The organism is Agrobacterium burrii (genome assembly GCF_017313405.1).
Lineage (GTDB): Bacteria > Pseudomonadota > Alphaproteobacteria > Rhizobiales > Rhizobiaceae > Agrobacterium > Agrobacterium burrii.
In genome coordinates, this window is sequence record NZ_JAFLNA010000002.1 from 466142 (window position 1) to 486634 (window position 20493).

General features: G+C 59.0%; 18 protein-coding genes. 9 read left to right on the forward strand and 9 right to left on the reverse strand.

Annotation, left to right across the window (positions count from 1 at the left end; translation table 11 throughout):
- Positions 1-123 precede the first annotated feature (123 nt).
- From JZX89_RS05705 to JZX89_RS05725, 5 genes are all read left to right on the forward strand, one after another.
- Positions 124-1194 (forward strand): enoyl-CoA hydratase/isomerase family protein, encoded by a 1071-nt coding sequence (locus JZX89_RS05705; RefSeq protein WP_207133355.1) that lies wholly within the window; start codon positions 124-126, stop codon positions 1192-1194.
- 169 nt (positions 1195-1363) lie between these two features.
- A complete protein-coding gene (gene cysP, locus JZX89_RS05710; protein ID WP_207133356.1) occupies positions 1364-2350 on the forward strand; it encodes a thiosulfate ABC transporter substrate-binding protein CysP in 987 nt (328 codons plus the stop codon).
- A gap of 76 nt (positions 2351-2426) precedes the next feature.
- Complete coding sequence (cysT, locus tag JZX89_RS05715; RefSeq protein ID WP_149899361.1) at positions 2427-3248, forward strand: sulfate ABC transporter permease subunit CysT; 822 nt, start codon at positions 2427-2429, stop codon at positions 3246-3248.
- A 3-nt stretch (positions 3249-3251) separates the two neighbouring features.
- A complete protein-coding gene (gene cysW / locus JZX89_RS05720; RefSeq protein ID WP_207133357.1) occupies positions 3252-4139 on the forward strand; it encodes a sulfate ABC transporter permease subunit CysW in 888 nt (295 codons plus the stop codon).
- Between the two features lie 5 nt (positions 4140-4144).
- Positions 4145-5170: a sulfate/molybdate ABC transporter ATP-binding protein gene (locus tag JZX89_RS05725; RefSeq protein WP_149899359.1), complete on the forward strand. Its 1026-nt coding sequence runs from the start codon at positions 4145-4147 to the stop codon at positions 5168-5170.
- 16 nt (positions 5171-5186) lie between these two features.
- On the opposite strand, the gene JZX89_RS05730 is transcribed toward JZX89_RS05725, so the two are convergent.
- Positions 5187-6284, reverse strand: a complete 1098-nt coding sequence (locus JZX89_RS05730) for a DNA alkylation repair protein (protein WP_207133358.1) — start codon at positions 6282-6284, stop codon at positions 5187-5189.
- Positions 6285-6529: 245 nt separating this feature from the next.
- Complete coding sequence (locus tag JZX89_RS05735; RefSeq protein WP_149899357.1) at positions 6530-7966, reverse strand: NAD-dependent succinate-semialdehyde dehydrogenase; 1437 nt, start codon at positions 7964-7966, stop codon at positions 6530-6532.
- A 624-nt stretch (positions 7967-8590) separates the two neighbouring features.
- Here JZX89_RS05735 and JZX89_RS05740 point away from each other — a divergent pair.
- From JZX89_RS05740 to JZX89_RS05755, 4 genes are all read left to right on the forward strand, one after another.
- The gene (locus JZX89_RS05740; protein ID WP_207133359.1) at positions 8591-9097 is read left to right on the forward strand and encodes a putative pterin-binding protein; all 507 of its coding nucleotides are present in this window, start codon (positions 8591-8593) and stop codon (positions 9095-9097) included.
- A gap of 21 nt (positions 9098-9118) precedes the next feature.
- Positions 9119-11041, forward strand: coding sequence for a putative bifunctional diguanylate cyclase/phosphodiesterase (locus tag JZX89_RS05745; RefSeq protein ID WP_369809531.1), 1923 nt, complete (start codon positions 9119-9121; stop codon positions 11039-11041).
- Between the two features lie 163 nt (positions 11042-11204).
- Entirely contained in the window at positions 11205-11900 is a 696-nt protein-coding gene (locus tag JZX89_RS05750; RefSeq protein ID WP_207133361.1) for an FkbM family methyltransferase, read from the forward strand.
- Positions 11901-12161: 261 nt separating this feature from the next.
- Positions 12162-12998: an alpha/beta fold hydrolase gene (locus JZX89_RS05755; RefSeq protein ID WP_207133362.1), complete on the forward strand. Its 837-nt coding sequence runs from the start codon at positions 12162-12164 to the stop codon at positions 12996-12998.
- Between the two features lie 62 nt (positions 12999-13060).
- On the opposite strand, the gene JZX89_RS05760 is transcribed toward JZX89_RS05755, so the two are convergent.
- From JZX89_RS05760 to JZX89_RS05790, 7 genes are all read right to left on the reverse strand, one after another.
- Positions 13061-14443: an FGGY-family carbohydrate kinase gene (locus JZX89_RS05760; RefSeq protein WP_207133363.1), complete on the reverse strand. Its 1383-nt coding sequence runs from the start codon at positions 14441-14443 to the stop codon at positions 13061-13063.
- Positions 14440-14763 carry an L-rhamnose mutarotase gene (rhaM, locus tag JZX89_RS05765; protein WP_207133364.1) on the reverse strand — a complete coding sequence of 108 codons (324 nt, stop codon included), beginning with the start codon at positions 14761-14763 and terminating at the stop codon, positions 14440-14442. Before rhaM ends, JZX89_RS05760 begins: the two co-directional genes overlap by 4 nt.
- Positions 14764-14766: 3 nt before the next feature.
- On the reverse strand, positions 14767-15771 hold the full coding sequence (locus tag JZX89_RS05770) for an ABC transporter permease (protein WP_149899350.1): 1005 nt from the start codon (positions 15769-15771) through the stop codon (positions 14767-14769).
- Positions 15768-16769, reverse strand: coding sequence for an ABC transporter permease (locus JZX89_RS05775; RefSeq protein ID WP_207133365.1), 1002 nt, complete (start codon positions 16767-16769; stop codon positions 15768-15770). The genes JZX89_RS05770 and JZX89_RS05775 overlap by 4 nt, the downstream gene beginning before the upstream one ends.
- Before the next feature lie 13 nt (positions 16770-16782).
- On the reverse strand, positions 16783-18315 hold the full coding sequence (locus tag JZX89_RS05780) for a sugar ABC transporter ATP-binding protein (protein ID WP_207133366.1): 1533 nt from the start codon (positions 18313-18315) through the stop codon (positions 16783-16785).
- 229 nt (positions 18316-18544) lie between these two features.
- Positions 18545-19555: a rhamnose ABC transporter substrate-binding protein gene (gene rhaS, locus JZX89_RS05785; RefSeq protein WP_207133367.1), complete on the reverse strand. Its 1011-nt coding sequence runs from the start codon at positions 19553-19555 to the stop codon at positions 18545-18547.
- A gap of 47 nt (positions 19556-19602) precedes the next feature.
- A complete protein-coding gene (locus JZX89_RS05790) occupies positions 19603-20433 on the reverse strand; it encodes a DeoR/GlpR family DNA-binding transcription regulator (protein WP_153514567.1) in 831 nt (276 codons plus the stop codon).
- Between the last annotated feature and the right edge of the window lie 60 nt (positions 20434-20493).

A 20493-nucleotide genomic window follows, 5' to 3' on the forward strand; every position in this document is an offset into this window, starting at 1 on the left:
CAGGCATTTTACGCCTGGGAAAGCGGTTTAAGCGAAAGACGTTCCCATACGACAAGATCAACGTTGCGTGATTGCGCCAAGGCCGCCAAGATGGGCGGAGAACCGGCAGCGGAGGAGGCGAGATTGGAACTGGGAACCGAAGCGGAGGTGCAGGTCATCGTCGGGAAACGGCAAGGGGCCGGCGTCATCAGCCTTAACCGTCCGAAAGCCATCAATAGCCTGACATTGCCGATGGTGCGTGTCCTGTTTCAGGCGCTGCAGCGTTTCGAGGACGACCCCGGCATATCCTGCGTCGTGCTGACGGGGGAGGGCGAAAAAGGGCTTTGCGCCGGCGGCGATGTCCGCATCATTCATGATCTCGGCAAGGCCGGTGACCCGCAGGTGCTTGATTTCTGGCGGGAGGAGTTTCCGCTCAACTATCGGATCGCCCGTTTCGGCAAACCCTATGTGGCGTTGATGGATGGCATCGTCATGGGTGGCGGCGTCGGCATTTCCGCGCATGGCAGCCACCGCATCGTCACCGAGCGCACAAGGCTCGCCATGCCGGAAACGGGTATCGGTTATTTCCCGGATGTCGGTGGTTCCTGGCTTTTGCCGAAGGCGCCGGGCGAATGCGGCACGTGGCTCGGACTAACCGGCAATGCCGTTACCGCTGCCGACGCGATCTATGCCGGGTTCGCCGATTATTTCGTCCCCTCGGACCGTCTCGAAGCTCTGGTGCAGGATTTGTCGCAAACGACGGATGTCGAAGGTGTGGAGGCAGCGATAGCGGCCTATGCCACTGATGAGGGTGAAGGCATACTGGCTGCAAACCGGGATATCATCGATGCGACATTCCGTTTCGATACGGTCGAGGAAATTTTCGCCGCCCTTTCGGCGCGGGACGATGCCTTTTCGCGAGAAACGCTTGAAGTTCTGCAAAAACGCTCTCCCACCAGCCTTAAACTGACACTGAAGCTTCTGCGGCTTGGCCGCGAAAGTGCAAGCCTGATCGAGTGCCTGGAGCGGGAGTTTGCCGCCGGCACCGAGATATTGCGCCAGCATGATTTTTACGAAGGCGTGCGTGCGGCCTTGGTCGACAAGGACCGTAATCCCCGCTGGCGTCCGGGGCGGCTGGAAGAAGTGCGCGAGGAGGATATTTCACGCTACCTTGTTGATCATTCCGGCAATCTGTTTCCCGAACATCGTCTCTAGCCTGACGCAAAAGAAATCCGCCTTGTCGCCATATATGAAATTATCGCCTGTAGAAATTTTGTTCTTTGGGTGAAATTTCCAATTCCTGATCCCGTAAAGCACGACTGTTTCTCGCCGGAGTTGCCTCAGCCCTCTATGTTGAGGACCATTCGATTTTCCGGGGGTATTCATGAAACGTCTTCTCATTATCGGCACTGCCATTACCGCCCTTTTTGCAGGTGCGGCGCAGGCGCAGTCTCCGACCACTATTCTCAACGCATCTTACGATGTCGCCCGTGAAGTTTTTGCGGCCGAGAACGAGGCGTTCATCAAACAGCATCCGGGCATCACTGTCGATCAGTCGCATGCCGGCACCTCCAAGCAGGCGCGCGCCATCGTTGAGGGTCTGGAAGCCGATGTCGTTACCTTCAATCAGGTGACCGATGTCGATTTTCTGGTGAAGCAGGGTTTTGTCTCCGCCGACTGGCAGAAGGATTTCCCGAATGACGCTTCGCCGTTCTATTCCTTCCCGTCCTTCCTCGTGCGGGCCGGCAATCCCAAGGGCATCAAGGATTGGGACGACCTTGCCCGCGACGACGTGAAGGTCGTTTTCCCCAATCCGAAAACCTCGGGTAACGCCCGTTACACCTATCTCGCCGCCACGGCTTACGCCAAGGAGAAGTTCAACGGCGACGAGAAAAAGGTTCAGGAATTCGTCAAGAAAATCTTCGACAACACGCCGGTTTTCGACACCGGGGGCCGTGCTGCCACCACCACTTTCGTGGAGCGTGAAATCGGCGACGTGCTGATCACCTTTGAAGCCGAGACACGTGGCATTGCCAAGCAATATGGCAAGGACAAGGTTGAAGGCGTCGTGCCTTCCGTCAGCCTGCTGGCCGAATTCCCGGTGGCGGTTGTGGACAAGGTGGTCGACAAGCGCGGTTCGCGAGAACTGGCCAAGAGCTACCTTGATTTCCTCTATACGGAAGAAGGCCAGCGCATTGCGGCGCAGTTCGGCCACCGCGTGCACGATGAAAAAGTTGTCGGCGAGTTCAAGAGCGATTTTCCGGCCATTCGCCTCGTCAACGTCAATGACGTCTTCGGCGGCTGGAATAAAATCCAGAAAGAGCATTTTGCATCCGGCGCGACGCTTGATACGCTTTACGGCAGCCGCTAATCACAGCGAGACAAAACTTGAAAACGACCCGGCGGGACACTGCCGGGTCGCTTCATGATGAAATGGGGGCGGGGGTTTGAAGCGGAATGTTCTGCCGGGGCTGAAATTGTCCCTTGGCGTTACCCTGACTTACGTTGCCATCATCGTGCTTCTGCCGCTCTCGGCGCTGGTGTTCAAGGCGGCAAGCCTGGGGCCGGCCGAATATTGGGCGATTATCTCCTCGCCGCGCGCCGTTGCCAGTTATCGCGTCACCGTGCTCTGCGCGCTGGCCGCCACGCTGTTCAATGTCATTTTCGGACTGGCGCTCGCCTGGGTGCTGACGCGATACCGCTTTCCCGGCTGGCGTCTCGTTGATGCCATTGTCGATTTGCCTTTTGCGCTTCCCACTGCCGTTGCCGGCATTGCCTTGACGACGCTGTTTGCGGGCAATGGCTGGTTCGGTTCGCTGCTGGCGCCGCTCGGCATCAAGGTGGCCTATACGCCTGTTGGCATCATGGTGGCGATGGCCTTTACCAGCCTGCCGTTTATCGTGCGCACCGTGCAGCCGGTGCTGGAAGACCTCGATCCGGCGCTGGAGGAAGCGGCGCAATCGCTCGGTGGTTCGGATCTGGAAATTTTCCGTAAGGTCATTCTGCCGCTTTTGACGCCCGCTCTTCTGGCCGGTCTGTCGCTTTCCTTCGCCCGCAGCCTTGGCGAATTCGGGGCGATCATCTTCATTGCCGGAAACCAGCCGTTCTCTACTGAGATCACGGCATTGCTGGTCTTCATCCGGCTGGAGGAATATGACTACCAGGCTGCAGCCGCCATCGCCTCCGTGCTGCTCATCACCGCTTTCATCATGCTGGCCGTGACCAATTACCTGCAGACGCGCGCGCTGCGTTATACGGTGAGGAGCTAGGAGATGAGCGCCTTTTCCCAACACCGCAAGCCACCGCGCGTCGGAGATGCAAACTGGGTTCGTCGCAGCCTCATCGCCTTCGTGCTGGTCATCGGCGCTTTGCTGGTTGTCGCACCGCTGATCATCATCGGCGTAGAGGCTTTTTCGCAGGGCTGGAAGGTCTATTCCGCCACCATCACCCACCCCGACACCCGCCACGCGATCATGCTCACGGTGCTGACGGCGCTGATCGCCGTGCCAGTGAATACCGCCTTCGGGGTTGCCGCCGCTTGGTCGATCACCAAGTTCGATTTTCCCGGCCGGCGCTTCCTGTTGGTGCTGATTGAAATACCATTCTCCATCTCGCCCATTGTTGCCGGTGTCGCTTATCTGTTCGTTTACGGATTGCAGGGGCTGTTCGGACCGTTCCTTGATGCGCACAACATCAAAATCCTCTTTGCGCTGCCCGGCATCGTCATCGCCTCGATGTTCGTCACGGCACCTTTCGTGGCGCGTGAACTGATACCGCTGATGCAGGCGCAGGGCCGTGATCTGGAAGAGGCGGCGACCTCGCTTGGCGCATCCGGCTGGCGCACTTTCTTTTCGGTGACGCTGCCGAATATCAAATGGGCGCTGCTTTATGGTGTTGTGCTGTGCAATGCCCGCGTGATGGGCGAGTTCGGCGCGGTATCGGTGGTGTCAGGCAATATTCGCGGCCAGACCAACACGCTGCCTCTGCATATCGAACTGCTCTATCACGATTACCAGACGGCGGGCGCCTTCGCCTCGGCCTCGATCCTTGCTTTGCTCGCCGTCGTCACCATCATCGCCAAGGTGGCGTTGGAACGGCGTGGTGCCGGGCGTGCGCGCAAAAAGACCAACGGCGATGCCGCCATCGCCACGGAGACCTGATTCCCATGAAAATCCGCCTCGAAAACGTGGTGAAGACCTTCGATACCTTCCGCGCCGTGCGCGATGTTTCGCTGGATATCGAAAGCGGCGAGCTTCTGGCGCTGCTCGGCCCTTCCGGCTCCGGCAAGACGACGATTTTGCGCATGGTTGCGGGTCTCGAATATAGCGATGGCGGCCGCATCCTGTTTGGGGACGAGGACGCCACCAATATTCCGGTGCGCGATCGCGGCGTGGGTTTCGTATTCCAGCATTACGCGCTTTTTCCGCATATGACGCTGCACGAAAACATCGCCTTCGGTTTGAAGGTCTCGAAGGTCAAGCGTGACAAACCAGCGATCGACGCGCGCGTCGAAGAACTTCTGAACCTCGTCAAACTCGATGGTCTGGGGGATCGTTTTCCGGCGCAGATATCCGGCGGGCAACGGCAGCGCGTGGCGCTGGCGCGCGCCCTTTCGGTCGATCCCAAGGTGCTTTTGCTGGATGAGCCTTTTGGCGCGCTGGACGCCAATGTGCGCCGCGATTTGCGTCGCTGGCTGCGCGAAATTCACGATGCTCTCGGTATCACCACGATTTTCGTGACGCATGATCAGGAAGAGGCGCTCGATCTCGCTGACCGCGTGGTGATCCTCAATCAGGGTGAGATCGTGCAACAGGGCACACCAAAAGAGGTCTGCCGCCAACCAAACAGTGCTTTTGTCATGCGCTTTCTCGGCGATGCCAACCGGGTCTCCGGTGTGGCGCGCGGCGGCAAGGTCTATGTCGGCGACAACGAGCTGCCCTTCTCCTACACTCAGGGAGACGGTGCCGTCGAGATTTATGCCCGTCCTTCCGATCTGGAGTGGGAAGACCTGCATGAAGGCATTCCGGCCTCGGTGGCGCGGGTTCTTGACCGGGCGGGTGAGCGGCGGGTTATCGCCAGCACCGATGGCGGCGATCTCCTGGAATTCGACGTGCCGCCGGAAAATGATGTCGCCGCCGGTGACCGTGGCTCAGTCATCATCCGCCGGGCAAAGATTTTCCCGGCGGCTTAAGCGGCGCTCGCCGCCTTTAGATCAGAAGCTCGAAAGAGGCCTCGGCCGCCAATCTGCCATTGATCATGAGATCAACCCTGTGAACACCCGCATAGTGCTTGCGGGTGGTGAAATCGCGCATGGCGCGGCTGATCGACAGCGCGCAGCTTTCCCCCGGCTGAAGCTCGATCTCCTTCCATTTGAAGACTTTCGCGGAGGCATCGCCGCTCTTCTTGACGTAATGCACGGCGTAATCGATCACCAGCTTCTGCGGGCTCTTTGCCGCGGAGGTGAAAGAGGCTGAAATCCGCACCGGATTGCCGAGAACAACCTTCTCCGGTGAGACCTGAAACGCGGCAAGCGCGATCTGCGCTTCCTCATGCGCGCCGAGATGGGAGAGTGCGGCGGCGTCACCCTTCTTGATCAACGTGCGCAATGCCTGCCGCATGATCCAGCGCGTATGCGGATTATCCTTTGGCCATGTATCGATCAGCGCCAGCACGAAGGCGGGATTGTCCTTGGTGATGTCGTTCAGGTGGTTGGCGACGGATTTGCGGACATAAAGCGCCTCATCGGCTTTCATGGCGTCGAGGATCGCGGTCACCGGCGATGGGTCGTCGATCAGCGGTTTGAGCTGGAACGACCAGGGCAGGCGCGGCCGGCAGCCCTCGCTTGCCAGACGCCGCACATGCTCGTTTTCGTGCCGCGACCATGTTTCCATCACGGCAAGGGTACGGGCCATATCCTTTTGCAGAAAGTGACGAATGGCGAATTCCGAGGAGCCGAAGCCGGTGAAATAGGACAATGCCCGCATGGAAATATCGAAATCATCGAGACCATAAAGCGCCACATATTCCGGCAGCGAAATGGATGCAAAACCATTGCCGATGCCGGGGGCTGCAGCGGTCAGGATTTCGATGTTACGGGCATAGTCGCCGGGCAACGTGGCATGCAGGCTGGTCGCCACCTGCCGCATGCGTTGCATGATGCCAAGCGCCTCGAGGTTTGTCGTTGCGAGCGCCATGAAGGCGGATACGTTAAACGGCGCGTGAACGGCTTTGGTCTGATCGGCGATATGTTGCAATTTTTCGCGGTTGAAGATTTCCTTCAATGCCGGTGCCGCCGTGTCGCTCATATCGCCCTCAAAGTTCACTTTTTGTTCTTTTAGGGCAGGATGAGGCCGGAGGCAAGCTACGGCTGAGCAACTTTCAGAGAGTGCTGGCTGACTGGGTGGGTAAGGCTCGCTTCTTCTCCCCGCCGGGGAGAAGGTCGCGGCAGCGGGATGAGGGGGCAGGGCCAGAGTTATTCGGAGAGCTTGCCCCCTCATCTACCCCTTCGGGGCATCTTCTCCCCGGCGGGGAGAAGAGATTTTCGTACAAATCAGCTCATCTGGCTGATGAAGCGGGTCTCCAGATAGGCCTGAACGGCTTCCGAGCCGCCTTCCGTGCCGTAACCGGAATCCTTGATGCCGCCGAAGGGGACTTCGGGAAGTGCAAGGCCGTTATGGTTGATGGTCAGCATGCCGGCCTCGACCTGATGGCCGAGCGCATGTGCCGTCTTGACCGAGCCGGTGAAGGCGTAAGATGCAAGACCGAAGGGCAGGCGGTTCGCTTCTGCAACCGCGTCGTCGAAGCTCGAGAAACGGTTGATGATTGCGACCGGGCCGAAGGGCTCGTCATTCATGATTTTGGCGGTGGTCGGCACGTTGGCCAGAACCGTCGGCTCGAAGAAATTGCCCTTGTTGCCGATGCGGCGGCCGCCGGTCTTCAATTCGCCGCCATGGGAAACCGCGTCGCTGATGAGGCCTTCCAGTGCGGGAATACGCCGCTCATTGGCGAGCGGACCCATGATGACACCGTCTTCGAGCCCGTTGCCGACCTTGATGGCCTTCGTGGCCTCCACGAAACCTTCAAGGAAACGGTCGGCCACGCCGTCCTGCACGAGGAAGCGGGTGGGAGCGACGCAGACTTGTCCGGCATTGCGAAACTTCGAAAGCGAAGTCACCTCGATCGCTTTTTCAATATCGGCGTCGTTAAAGATCATCACCGGCGCATGGCCGCCGAGTTCCATCGTGGCGCGCTTCATGTGCTTGCCGGCCAAAGCCGCGAGGTGCTTGCCGATCGGTGTGGAGCCGGTGAAGGAAATCTTGCGGATGATCGGATGCGGGATCAGATATTCCGAAATCTCTGATGGAACGCCGTAAACGAGGCCGATGACGCCCGCCGGCACGCCGGCATCCACGAAGGCGCGGATGAGTTCCGCCGGCGATGCCGGGGTTTCTTCCGGCGCCTTGACGATGATGGAGCAGCCGGTGGCGAGCGCTGCGGAAAGCTTGCGGACGATCTGGTTGATCGGGAAGTTCCACGGCGTAAACGCCGCAACGGGACCGACCGGCAGCTTGATGGCAAGCTGCGAAACGCCGGTCACGCGCGCCGGGATAACCTGGCCATAGGTGCGGCGTGCTTCTTCGGCGAACCAGTCGATGGTATCGGCGGCCCCCATGATTTCGGTGCCCGATTGCGCCAGCGGTTTGCCCTGCTCGCGGGTCATCATATAGGCGATCCTGTCCTTGCGCTCGCGCAGGATATCGGCCGCCCGGCGCATGATCTTCGAACGCTCGAAGGGCGAAGTGTCGCGCCACACCTTGAAGCCACGGTCAGCGGCGGCAAGTGCGAGATCGAGGTCTTCCTTCTCGGCGTGGGCGATCGCGCCGATGATCTCGTCGGTTGCCGGATCGGACACGGCGATCGTCTTGCCGGAAACGGCGTCTCGCCATTCGCCATCAATGAGAAGTTTGATGTCGGGATAGGTGTGCATAGGGGCTACCTTCATGATGCGGCCGATACGGCGGATGCCGTCCGACCCGGAGACGTGAACAGAATTTTCCTGGCCGGACGATATCCGGCATCGCGGCTTTCGCTGCGCGGAACTTGTGCCTGGACATTTCCGGCGGGGGATTCTGGAATTGCCGGAAACGGAAACGACAGTCTTTATATTAAGTTCCACGCGGTATGTTTCAACCGTCGGCTCCGGCAAAGGCGATGATTTTTCTGTGACGTGGAACTTGTCTTTTGTCATTTCGGTCTAGCCTGCACGCCGATGCCGGATTTCCGGCCACAACCTCCGGCTCGCGCGAATCACATGTTTCTCCATGTGAGCGGAAAAGCTCCCGCCACAATTTGGCCTTCGTCGCGCCGGACGAATTTGATGAGACGGCATAAGTGAGGTTCGCCTGCGTCATAACAGTGCGCGAAACGTAAAAAAGTACAAATAAGACGGAAAAATTATCAAAAGGGTTTACTCAAAACCTAGAGAAAATACGGATAAAATCTCAGTGAGGATATAACATCCGTTCCTGATATATAGTGCTTACGTCGGTTCCCTTGACCATCAGCGGTTGGCGAAAACCTTCGACGTGAACGTTATCGATGGAGAAAAAGTATGAGTTTCGTCCGGGTACTTCTTAGTGCGTTCTTGTCGCTCGTGTGGCTTTCCTGTGCCGAAGCCGGAACGATTGCCAAACCGCAAGGCAAGCCGATATTAACCATATCTGGAAAGATCACCAATACGAACGCCGACGGCGCTGCGCAGTTCGATCGCGACATGCTGGAGGCGCTTGGCATGGTGACGGTGGAGACGACGACGCCATGGCATGATGGCCGCGTCCGTTTCGATGGTGTTTCGCTGGCAAAATTGATGGACGTCGTCGGCGCGACGGGCACCAGCATCACGGCGGTCGCTCTCAATGATTATGTCAGCACGATACCGGTTGAGGATTTTAAGAAATTTAACGTTATTCTGGCGATCAAACTGGATGGCAACTACATGACAGTTCGAGAAAAGGGTCCGTTGTTCGTCATCTACCCCTATGACAGCGACCCGGAATTACAGAAGCAGACCTATTATTCGCGGTCCGCCTGGCAAGTCGCCAAATTGATAGTGGAATAAAGGTGCCGTTTGCGAAAACTTGTGGCGGTGATCATCTGTTGCTTCGTCCTGGCAACGGGCTATATCGCTTTCGTCATTGCTGAGCGGCAAACCGCTCTGCAGAAGTTCGCCCGCTATAACGACTCGTGGGCTGTCAGCCAGACCGTGGCGGAATATCTTCGCCTGCAGAACAAGTTGGCCGTATTCGCGCTAAGCCCGGGCAAGCTCGACCGGGACGAACTGCAGCTACGTCTGGACATCATGCTGAGCCGCCTGGAGCTTTTGAAACAGGGCAATCTGGGGGCTTTCATCAATGAAAAACAACAGTGGCGGGATCTCGTAACCCGCCTCGACGCTGTTTTGGCCCGTCTGGAGCAGCAGATGAACCAGCTGACGCCGGCTGATGTTCCGGATCTGCTCTCGTCCATGAGCGCGCTCGATGCGCCGATGACGACATTGGCCTCGTCATCAGTGGCTTATGATGTCAATCTCATCGATACGGCCCATGAGGATGTGCGCAAGCTGCACATCGTCTATACCGCGCTGGCGGGTGGCCTCATTCTGTGCGGCATCGCGCTTGTCATATTGCTGCTTCGCCAGAACGACCTGCTGAACCGGGCGCAGAAAAGCATGCGCGGCCTGACGGACGACCTGCGCGCCGCCACGCTGGAGTTGCAGGCGAAGAATGTCCGGCTGGAACATGACGCTTATCACGACGCGCTGACGGGGTTGCCCAACCGGGCATTGTTCCGCCAGGAATTGATCGAGAGGTTGCGCCGATCCTTCGGCGGGACAGGAACGACGGCGATCCTTCTGCTTGATCTCGATGGTTTCAAGGACGTCAACGATACGCTTGGTCACGATGCGGGCGATGCGCTGCTTCAGGCCGTGGCGCAGCGTCTTTCCGGCATTAGCGGCGATTACGACATGGTGTGCCGGCTGGGTGGCGACGAATTCGCCGTGGTGTCCGATGACCTTAACGAGGATACGGCCCGCCGCCTTGCCTCCAAGCTCATCGACCAGATCAGCCGCACCTACCAGCTTGGCGAGCAGGAAGTCAAAATCGGCACCTGCATCGGCATCGCCATATCGCATGGCACAGTCGATGCGGACGAATTGTTCAAGCGCGCGGATCTGGCTCTTTATGAGGCAAAGGCCATCGGCCCGGGCCGGGCGAGTGTTTTCAAGGTCCGTATGCAGAAGCAGCTGACCGAAAAGAAATCCTTCGAGGCCGATCTGCAGACGGCGCTGCAGAATGATGAGATGGAAGTCTACTACCAGCCGCAGGTGGCGACGCAGACACGCAAGCTCTGCGGCTTCGAGGCACTTCTGCGCTGGAAGCATCCCGTGCGGGGGGATGTACCGCCCAGCGTGTTCATTCCCGTTGCGGAACGAACCGGACTTATCCATTCGCTCGGAAAATGGGTGATGGAGACCGCCTGCCGTGAGGCGATGGGTTGGGACGAGGACATGAAAGTGGCGGTCAATCTGTCACCGGTTCAGTTTCACAGCACCAACCTCATCCAGAACGTCATGGGTGCCCTTGAAAAAAGCGGGCTGGAGCCGAGCCGGCTTGAGCTTGAGATCACCGAATCGATCCTGCTGAACAAGAGCGACCAGACGATCAATACGCTGACCCGGCTGAAGGATGTCGGCATCAAGATCGCCATGGATGATTTTGGTACAGGTTATTCCTCGCTCGCGAATTTGCGCGGCGTACCCTTCGACAAGATCAAGATCGACCGGTCCTTTCTGCGCGATATTACCAGCGACCGTGACGCGCTGGCGATCGTCGAATTTGTGGTCGGGGTGGGCCGTAGTCTGCGGATGACCACGATTGCCGAAGGCATCGAGACGGAAGAGCAATATGAATGCGTCAGACGTCTGGGGTGCGATCAGGTGCAGGGTTATCTGATCAGCAGGCCGTTGCCGGCCAAGGAACTGGTGTTCTGGAGTTCCGTCTGAAATCCCCGTTTTTGTGTCATCGCAAGCGTATCGAAATTTTAACCGGATGTATCGGTTCCTGCTAAAACCGATACCGGTTGCTGCACCGATGCTGTAGAGCATTCCCGGTCGATACGGGATCGTTCTGGTGAAAACGACCGGGTTTTGCGAAAAGGCTTGAGACATGGAAATATTGGACGTGCATGGAGTCGCCCTGCCTCTTTCTTCCGATGAGGTGTCACCCGTCATCTGGCAGGCGCTGACCGACGGCAGCTATGAGGCCAAGGAGGCCCGCAGCGTCCTGAAAGCCATCAAACCCGGCGACCGCGTGCTGGAACTGGGGTCCGGCATCGGTATCATCACCTCCATCATCGCCGGCATAGACGATGTTTCGGTGTGGGCTTTCGAAGCCAATCCTTCGACGGCGGCGCTGGCAGAACGGGTACTCGAGGCCAATTGCCGCGGCAATGTCGTGTTTTCACAGGGGCTTCTCACCGCCGATGCGCCGAGCATCTATCCTTTCTACGTCCGCAAGGATCTCTGGATGTCCTCCATGGACGAAAATCAGGGGCCTTATGAACAGCGCATCGAAATCTCCTCCGAAAATATCGACGAATTTATTGCCAGCCACGGCATTACCGCCCTCGTGATGGATATCGAAGGTGCCGAGCGCGACCTACTGGGCAGGGCCGATCTTGCCGGCGTGGAGCGTATATTCGTCGAGCTGCACGACCATCTTTATGGCCTCGCGGGGGTCCGCGATATCATGCAGGCGCTGACGGCCAAGGGTTATGCCTATGATCCGCGCGGTTCCCGCGGACCCTGCGTGTTGTTCTCTAGGGATGACAGCCCGAGGGAATACGATCCCGACGTGGATTGAAGATAACAGTTGCCCAGCAGGTGATTGAATTCACGTAACCGTGTGCCTATCCTCTCGTTCTCACTCCATAGTGAGGGCGCGGAGCGGTTCGATGCGTGTGCATCCACGCGGATCGAAAAGATAATTTCACTAACAGCAATTCAATGCCAACTATTGTTGCAATTGTCGCAACCGTTGTCCTGCGTCATCATCCCTCCATCAAACCGGCGCACAACTGACAGCGTATCGGAAGATGCCAACGCAACCGAAGGAGAAACGATCATGGGCTTTGTGACAACGACAGACGGCACCGAAATCTTCTACAAGGACTGGGGCCAGAAGGATGCCCAGCCCATCGTCTTTCATCACGGCTGGCCGCTCTCTTCCGATGACTGGGACGCGCAGATGTTGTTCTTCCTCTCCAAGGGGTTTCGCGTCGTCGCCCATGACCGCCGTGGCCATGGCCGGTCTGCCCAGGTTGCCGAAGGTCACGACATGGATCATTACGCCGCCGACGCCTTTGCCGTCGTCGAGGAGCTCGATCTGAAAAATGCCGTGCACATCGGCCATTCCACCGGCGGCGGTGAAGTTGCCCGTTATGTCGCCAAACATGGCGAACCCTCAGGCCGCGTCGCCAAGGCCGTGCTCGTTTCCGCCGTGCCGCCGCTGATGCTCAAGACGGCGGCCAACCCCGAAGGCCTGCCGATAGAGGTTTTTGACGGCTTCCGCTCGGCGCTGGCCGCAAACCGCGCGCAGTTCTTCCGCGATGTGCCGTCCGGCCCGTTCTACGGTTTCAACCGTGATGGGGCGACCGCTCAGGAAGGCGTGATCCAGAACTGGTGGCGGCAGGGCATGATGGGCGGCGCGAAAGCCCATTATGACGGTATCAAGGCTTTTTCTGAAACCGACCAGACCGAAGACCTGAAGGCGATCAGCGTTCCGACGCTGGTGCTGCATGGTGAAGACGACCAGATCGTGCCGGTTGCCGACTCCGCACTGAAATCGGTGAAGCTGCTGAAAAACGGCACGCTGAAGACCTATCCTGGCTTCTCGCACGGCATGCTGACAGTCAATGCCGATGTGCTGAACGCCGATCTTCTGGCCTTCATCAAGGGTTGATCTTCAGGCGAAATGGAATGCGGCCCCTATGAGGCCGCATTTCGTGTTTTGCGGGTGTTGCGTCAAGCCAGATGCGCGAGCCAGTCGGCGCGGTAGGGATGAAGCCCGGCAATGGTATCAGGAGTGAAATGACGCTCCCGGCCGGCAAGTGGCTTGATGCCGGTAAGGAGTGCGGCGCCCGCGCTGGTGCCGGTGGAGCCGCCGACGGCTATCACCTCCGTATCGGCAAAACCGGCCAACGCCTTGAGATAAAGCGCATTGCTGGCAAAGGGGCCTTCCACCAGTATTGGGCCTTTCCGCCCGATCAGCGAAAGACTGAACTCCGTCATCAACGCAAGATAAAGCGCTGCCGCCGCGTGCCGTTCGGTAACGGTAGCATTTTCGTCGGCAATCCAGCGCGCTGTTTTACCGGGGAAGGGACCAGAGCCGCTAACGGTGCTGGGTAGCAGCATCATGCCCTTGGCAAGCACGCCGCCAATTGCGGCTTCGATCCCTTCGTCCGGTGCAGCCCCGAATTGCTGCGTCAGCATTTCATATTCCCTGCCGCCCATGAAGCGGGAGGACGGAACGGGACGCCCGAGAGCATCGACATTCAACAATGCATCGCGGGCGGGATCCAGCGCATCCGCCGTGCCGCCTATGGCGAAATTCACCACCCATGTGCCGGTCGAGACGACGGAAAAATCGCCCTCCCGGCGCAAGAGATGCGGCAGCAGCGACGCATTGGAATCATGGATGCCGCAATAGACGGACACATCCGGAGACAGACCTGTTTCCTGTGCCAGCGATTTGCGGACTGGCCCGAGCACATCGAAAGCAGAACGCACCGGCGCCATCAATTGCGCAATTCCGAGACGCTCGACCAGCGTGGAGAAGGTTTTCTGTCGAGGGTTCCAGAGGTCAGTGTGGCAACCAAGAGAGGTCGTTTCGGTTGCGTGAACGCCGGTGAGCCGCCCCGCCCAATATTGCGCATAGGTGACGATGCTGCGCACCCTGGCAAATTCCTGCGGAAACGCGGTTTTCTGAAAATGAATCTGCGCGCCAAGATTCAGCCCGACGGGAAGCTGCGGCGAGCCGGTTTCTGAAAAATCAGGCCGTATGTCTAGATAGGCCTCCTGAACAGCAGCGGGATAGGCGTGCTCATAATCGAGCACCGGCATAGCAAGCTCGCCGTTCTCATCGAGAAGCGCCGCTGCCGCGCCATGGGTGGTGATGGAAATGGCGTTGAAACCCGGCTCTTTGCCAAATCGCCGAAGAGCGGCGAGAATGAAGCTCCACAGCATCTCCACATCGTAATGCGGATAGATGCCGTCGCGAAGAACGGGGTTGGAGCGTCTGTCGCTGGCAATTTCGTCGCCGCTTTCGGTGTCGATGACCACGACCTTGGCGTTGGTCTTGCCGATATCGATGACTGCGATGCGGCCCGGTTTGATGCTGTCGCTCATGGCAGATGGAACAGCGTCACGAGGTCTTTTGCGACAGGTGAATTGTCCGGGTTGCTCTCCATGATATCGGCCATATGCGCCCACCATTTTTTCATTACCGCATGTTCGGGCAATGCCGCCATGCCGTGGTTCTTCGGGCGGGTCAGCACGCCGAACAGGATGTTGGTTTCCGGGTCGAGATGGATGGAGTAATCGCTCACGCCCGCTTCATGCAGCAGCGTCACCAGTTCCGGCCATATCTCGTCATGGCGTTTTTGATATTCCGCCTGTTTACCGGGAAAGAGTTTCATCTTGAAGGCGTGTTTTTCGAATTCCGGCATGGCTCAGCCTCTCATGGCTCTAAGGCGACGAACGACGATGGGAATGGCGATGGTGATGATCAGCAACAGGCCGACGAAGATCGACATGACGATACCCGGCACGTTCAGCAGCCCGAGACCAAACGTGACGAGGCCCATGACGAAGGCGGCGATGACCACGCCCGCAATGGTGCCGGAACCGCCGAGAATGGAAACGCCGCCCAGCACCACCATGGTCACCACCTCAAGCTCCCAGCCTTGAGCGATAGAAGGGCGGGTGGAGCCGAGCCGCGAGGTGAGGCAGACGGCGGCGATGCCGCTCATCAGGCCGGTGAGCAGAAAGAGGATGAACTTGACGCGCTCCACCGGAATGCCGGAAAAACGGGCGGCGAAGGGATTGGTGCCGATGACATAGACTTGCCGGCCGAAATTGGTGGCGTGCAGCAGAATGGCGAAGAGGACGGCCATGACGATGAACAGCACGAATTCGAAGGAGATGACGGAGAAGACGTAGCCTTGGCCGAAATAGGCGAAGTCGGCCGGATATTTGCCATAGGCCTGATCGCCCAGCACCATATAGGAGATGCCGCGAAACAGGCTCATGGTGCCGATGGTGACGACGATGGACGGTAGTTTCAGGCCCGCGACCAGAAAGCCGTTGAAGGCACCACACAAAAGCCCGGTGCCGATGCCGATGGCGACGAGGCCGGGCGTGCCGACACCCATCTGCACCGCAGCCCCCATGGCGGTGGAAGCAAGCGCGATGATGGCGGCGACGGAGAGATCGATTTCGCCGGCGATGATCAAAAGCGCCATGGCAAAGGCGATGATCGCCTTTTCGGTGAAATTGAAGGTCGCGTCGGAGAGGTTCCAGGCATTGAGGAAATAGGGCGAGGCGAGCGAATTGGCGATGAAGATGAGGATGGCGACGCCTAGCAGCAGCACTTCCCAGCTGGCCAAGACGCGCCGCAGCGGCGTGCCGAGCTTGTCTGGAATGATGCGCGGGGTCTGTGTCGGTTGCGAGGTCATGCTGCGGCCTCCTTGGCCTGATCGCTTGCTGCCCGGTCACGCAGGATGATGCGGCCTTTTCGAGCTTCGGCGCGGGCGTTGAAGACGACGGCAAGCACGATGACCACGCCGGAAATCGCCATCTGCGCGAAGGGGGAGATGCCGATGACGGGCAGCGCGTTCTTGATGACGCCGAGGAACAGCGCGCCAAGTACTGCCCCTGCCACCGAGCCGATACCGCCGGCAATCGAGATGCCGCCGATGACATTGGCTGCGACGCTATCCAATTCGAAACCGGCGGCGATATCCACATAGGCAACGGCATAACGCGACACCCAGAGATAGCTGGCGAGACCGGCCAGTGCGCCGGATAAAACGAAGGCAAAGAAGCGCGTGCGGCCGACATCGATGCCCGCATAGACCGCAGCACCGGGATTTCCGCCTGACGCATAGGCCGAACGGCCGAAGGAAGTGCGGCTGAGCACCAGCCAAGCCCCGGCGATGATGAGGATGGCCACCCATGAAAGAACCGGCATGCCGAGAATCATGGTGCGCGGCACGTTGAGGAAGGTGGGTGAAAACTGGTGCGCGTTCACCCAACCGCCGCCCGAGAGCACGAAGGCCATGCCGCGATAGATGGTAAGCGTGCCGAGCGTGACGACAATGGGCGGAATGCCGAGCCACCAGACCAGCACGCCGTTGAGCGACCCGAGAAACGCGCCGATGCCGACCGCCATGGCGATGAGAAGCGGCAGCGGAATACCGGGAAAGGCGGCATTGGTCATCGCCACCGCCATGCCGGTGAAGGCGAGATTGGCGGCAACCGAAAGATCGATGGATTTGGTGAGAATGACCGCCATCTGGCCGAGCGCCAGAATGATGAGGATCGAGGTATCGTTGAAGATGTTGACCAGATTACCCGGTCGGCTGAAACCGGGCGCGCGCAGCGCAAAACCGGCGATCATGATGACGATGATGCCTGCCAGCAGCCATTCGCGATTTTTGAGAAAACGTTGCATGGTTTTGCCCCTCTCAGGCGTTGCCGGTGGCGGCGCGCACCAGCTTTTCCGGAGAAAAATCGGCGCGTTCGAACAGGCCCGCCATCAGGCCTTCGCGCATGACGATGGCGCGGTCGGACATGCCGAGGATTTCGGGAAGTTCGGATGAAATCATGATGATGGAAAGTCCTTCGGCCGCAAGCTCGCTGATGAAGCCGTGCACGGCGGCCTTGGAGCCGATATCGATGCCCTTGGTGGGTTCGTCGAGAATGATGACCTTGGGCTGGGTGGCGAGCCACTTGCCGATCACCACCTTCTGCTGGTTACCGCCCGAGAGCGTGCCGACCGGCACGGAGAGGGCCGCCGCGCGCAGGTCGAGACGGGACGCATATTTTCGCGCCAGCGCGAATTCATTGGCCGCCGCCAGAAAGCCCTTGCGGGAAGTGCGCGTCAGCGAAGGCAGCGACATGTTTTGGTAAATCGGCATGTCCAGCGCCAGACCGTGGCGGCCGCGCTCCTCCGGCACATAAACGATGCCGGCGCGGATCGCATCTTCAGGCGAGCGGATGGTGAGCGGCTGGCCGTTCAGCGTCACTTCTCCCGAAGCCGGCCGGGTGATGCCGAACAGCGATTGGCAGAGTTCGGATCGCCCCGCACCGATCAGCCCATAAAGGCCGAGAATCTCGCCCTTGCGCAGATCGAGCGAAATATCTCGGAACTCCGTTTGGTGCGAATAATCGCGGACTGACAGAACCGTCGGGCCGAGAGTGACGGCCTGTTTGGGGAAGGCGTTTGTCACGTCGCGGCCGACCATCAGGCGAACGATTTCGTCCTGCGGTGTGGCGGCGAGATTACCCGCGCCGACCATCTTGCCATCGCGGAACACGGCGTAATTTTCGGCGATCTCGTAAACCTCATCGAACTTGTGGCTGATGAAGAGGATGGCCTTGCCCTGTCGCTTGAGGTTTTCGACGATGCGGAAGAGATCGTCGATCTCTTTTCGGGAAAGGGCGGCGGTCGGTTCGTCCATGATGACGATGCGCGCCTCGACGGACAGCGCTCTCGCGATCGCGACCAGATGGCGCTGGGCGATCGAAAGGTCCTTCAGCCGGATCGATGGATCGATGGTGCTCTCGAGCTGTTCCAGCAGCACGCTTGCGCGGGCATTGATGGTCTTCCAGTCAATGAGGCCGAAGCGGCCTTTCGGCGCATGGCCGAGGAAAATGTTTTCGCCGACGGAAAGCTCGTCGAACAGAACGGTTTCCTGATGAATGGCGGTGACGCCGGCATCGATGGCATCCTGAGCGCCGTGGAAAGTCACGGCTTTGCCATCCAGCAGGATTTCGCCTTCGTTCGGGCGGTAGATGCCGGTGAGGATCTTGACGAGCGTGGATTTGCCCGCGCCGTTTTCGCCGATCAGTGCGGTGACTTTGCCGGGGTACAGCGCGATATCGACGCCATCCAGTGCTTTCACGCCGGGAAATATCTGGCTGATGCCGCGCATTTCGAGAATGGGCGTGGCGCTGGAAGCTTCTGTCATTGGTAAAGTTTGGGGTTCAGCACGCATCTTCTGTCATACCGGTCAGTTTTGAGTGAAGCGGCGAGGGATACCCCCCTCTGCCCTGCCGGGCATCTCCCCCTCAAGGGGGGAGATCGGCAGGAGGCGCTACCACCACTTCATTCGCAAATGTCGAGATGGGCGAGACTTATCCGCGAGTCGATCTCCCCCCTTGAGGGGGAGATGTCCGGCAGGACAGAGGGGGGTGCCCTTCGCCCGCCGTCAGCAACTTCTCAGATCAAAAAATCTTCGAAAACTGATCGATATTCTTCGCGTCATAGATGAACGGATCAGCCATCGCCGCTTCGCTGTTTTCTCCGACCTTGATCTTGCCCATGCGGCCGGCTTCGATTTCCGAGCCCGGCTTGCCGTCGGCTTCACCCTTCACAAGGCGATAGGCGATCTGGGTGGCGGAGTAGCCAAGGTCGATGGGGTTCCAGATGGCGAATTCCTTGGTCGCGCCTGATTTGATGGCGCCGGCCATTTCGGATGGCAGGCCAAGGCCGGTCACGAAGACCTGACCGATCTTGCCGGCATCCTTCACGGCCTGCGAGGCGGCGAGAACGCCCACCGTCGTCGGTGCGACGATGACCTTCACATTCGGCTGCGAGGAGAGCAGGCCCTGCGCTTCGCGGTAGCTCTTGTCGGCCAGGTCGTCACCGTAAACTGTCGTGACGAGGTTGAGGCCGGGGAAGTCTTTCAGCTGCTTCTTCATCTCGTCGATCCAGATATTCTGGTTCGTGGAGGTGGTGGTGGCCGAAAGGATGGCGAAATCGCCCTTGCCGCCTTCCAGATGCGATGCGGCGAGCTGCAGGCACATCTTGCCGATCAGCGCGTTGGACGAGGGGTTGAGCTGGAGAATGCGGCCCTCAGGCGCCACGCCGGAATCCCAGGAGATGACCTTGATGCCGCGCTGCGCCGCCTTTTTCAGTGCTGGAACAACCGCGTCGGGGTCGTTGGCGGAAATGGCGATGGCATCGACACCCTGCGCGATCAGCGAATTGATGACTTCGATCTGGCCTTCCGCCGTGGTGCTGGTCGGACCGGTATAGATGATCTCGACGCCGCCGAGGTCCTTTGCGGCCTCCTGCGCGCCCTTGTTGGCGGCTTCGAAAAAGCCGTTGCCGAGCGACTTGACCACCAGCGCGATCTTCACGTCGGCGGCCTGCGCAACGCTGCCAAAGCCGGCGACAGAGAGTGCTGCGCTCAGCGCCAAAACGCTCGTCAATGTTCTGCGTGTAAGTTTCATGTCCCTTTTCCTCCCGTTTTAAACCTTGTTTTTCCCTCCGGCACTCCTCAAGCGACCGAAGAAGAATTCTCCTCATCCGGCGGACCGGCTGTTTTATCCGCCGCCACCGCGCCGGCAATCAGCAATTCGACGCCGGCATCTTCCACCATCCTCGCCGCTTCATCCGAAATCCCGTCATCGGTGATGATGGTCGAGACGTTTTCGAGCGGGCAAAGAATGAGGCTGGACCGTTTTCTGAATTTCGAGGAATCGACCATGACGATCAATTCTTCCGCCTGTCGCATCAGCTTCTGTTCGCTCTGGATGACCAGCGCGTCCGATTCCATGATGCCAAGTGCGCCGACGCCCTGCGCGCCGAGAAAAATCCGCCGCGCATAAAAATTGCGGATCGCATCGTTTTCGAAGGGCGACAGGATAAGGCTTTGGTCGCGATAGATCGCGCCGCCCGGTACGCTGACGCTGCATTTGGAATGCTTGACCAGATGCTCGGCAATCGCAAAGGAATTGGTCATCACCTGTAGCCTGCGCGCGGCCATGTAATGCACCATCTGGAATGTCGTCGTGCCGCCATTCAGGATGATCGCGTCACCCTCATGGCAGAGATCGACCGCTTTGCGCGCAATTGCGCGTTTCTTGTCGATGTTGACTGATTCGGACACACGGAAGGGGCGGGCGGCGAGATTGCCGAGCTGCGGCGGATGCACCGCCTCCGCCCCGCCGCGCACACGCCGCAACTTGCCCTGAACATGCAAAGACGCGATATCCCTGCGGATCGTCGCTTCCGACGCATCCGTCAGTTCAGCAATATCCTGCACCGTCACGACAGCTTTTTCCTGCGTGGCGCTCAAGATGATGCGATGGCGTTCGCGTTCGTGCATGGGGTCCTCCTGATTGTGATTATTCGCAATCTCTTTAACTTGTCAATCAAGAACGATCAA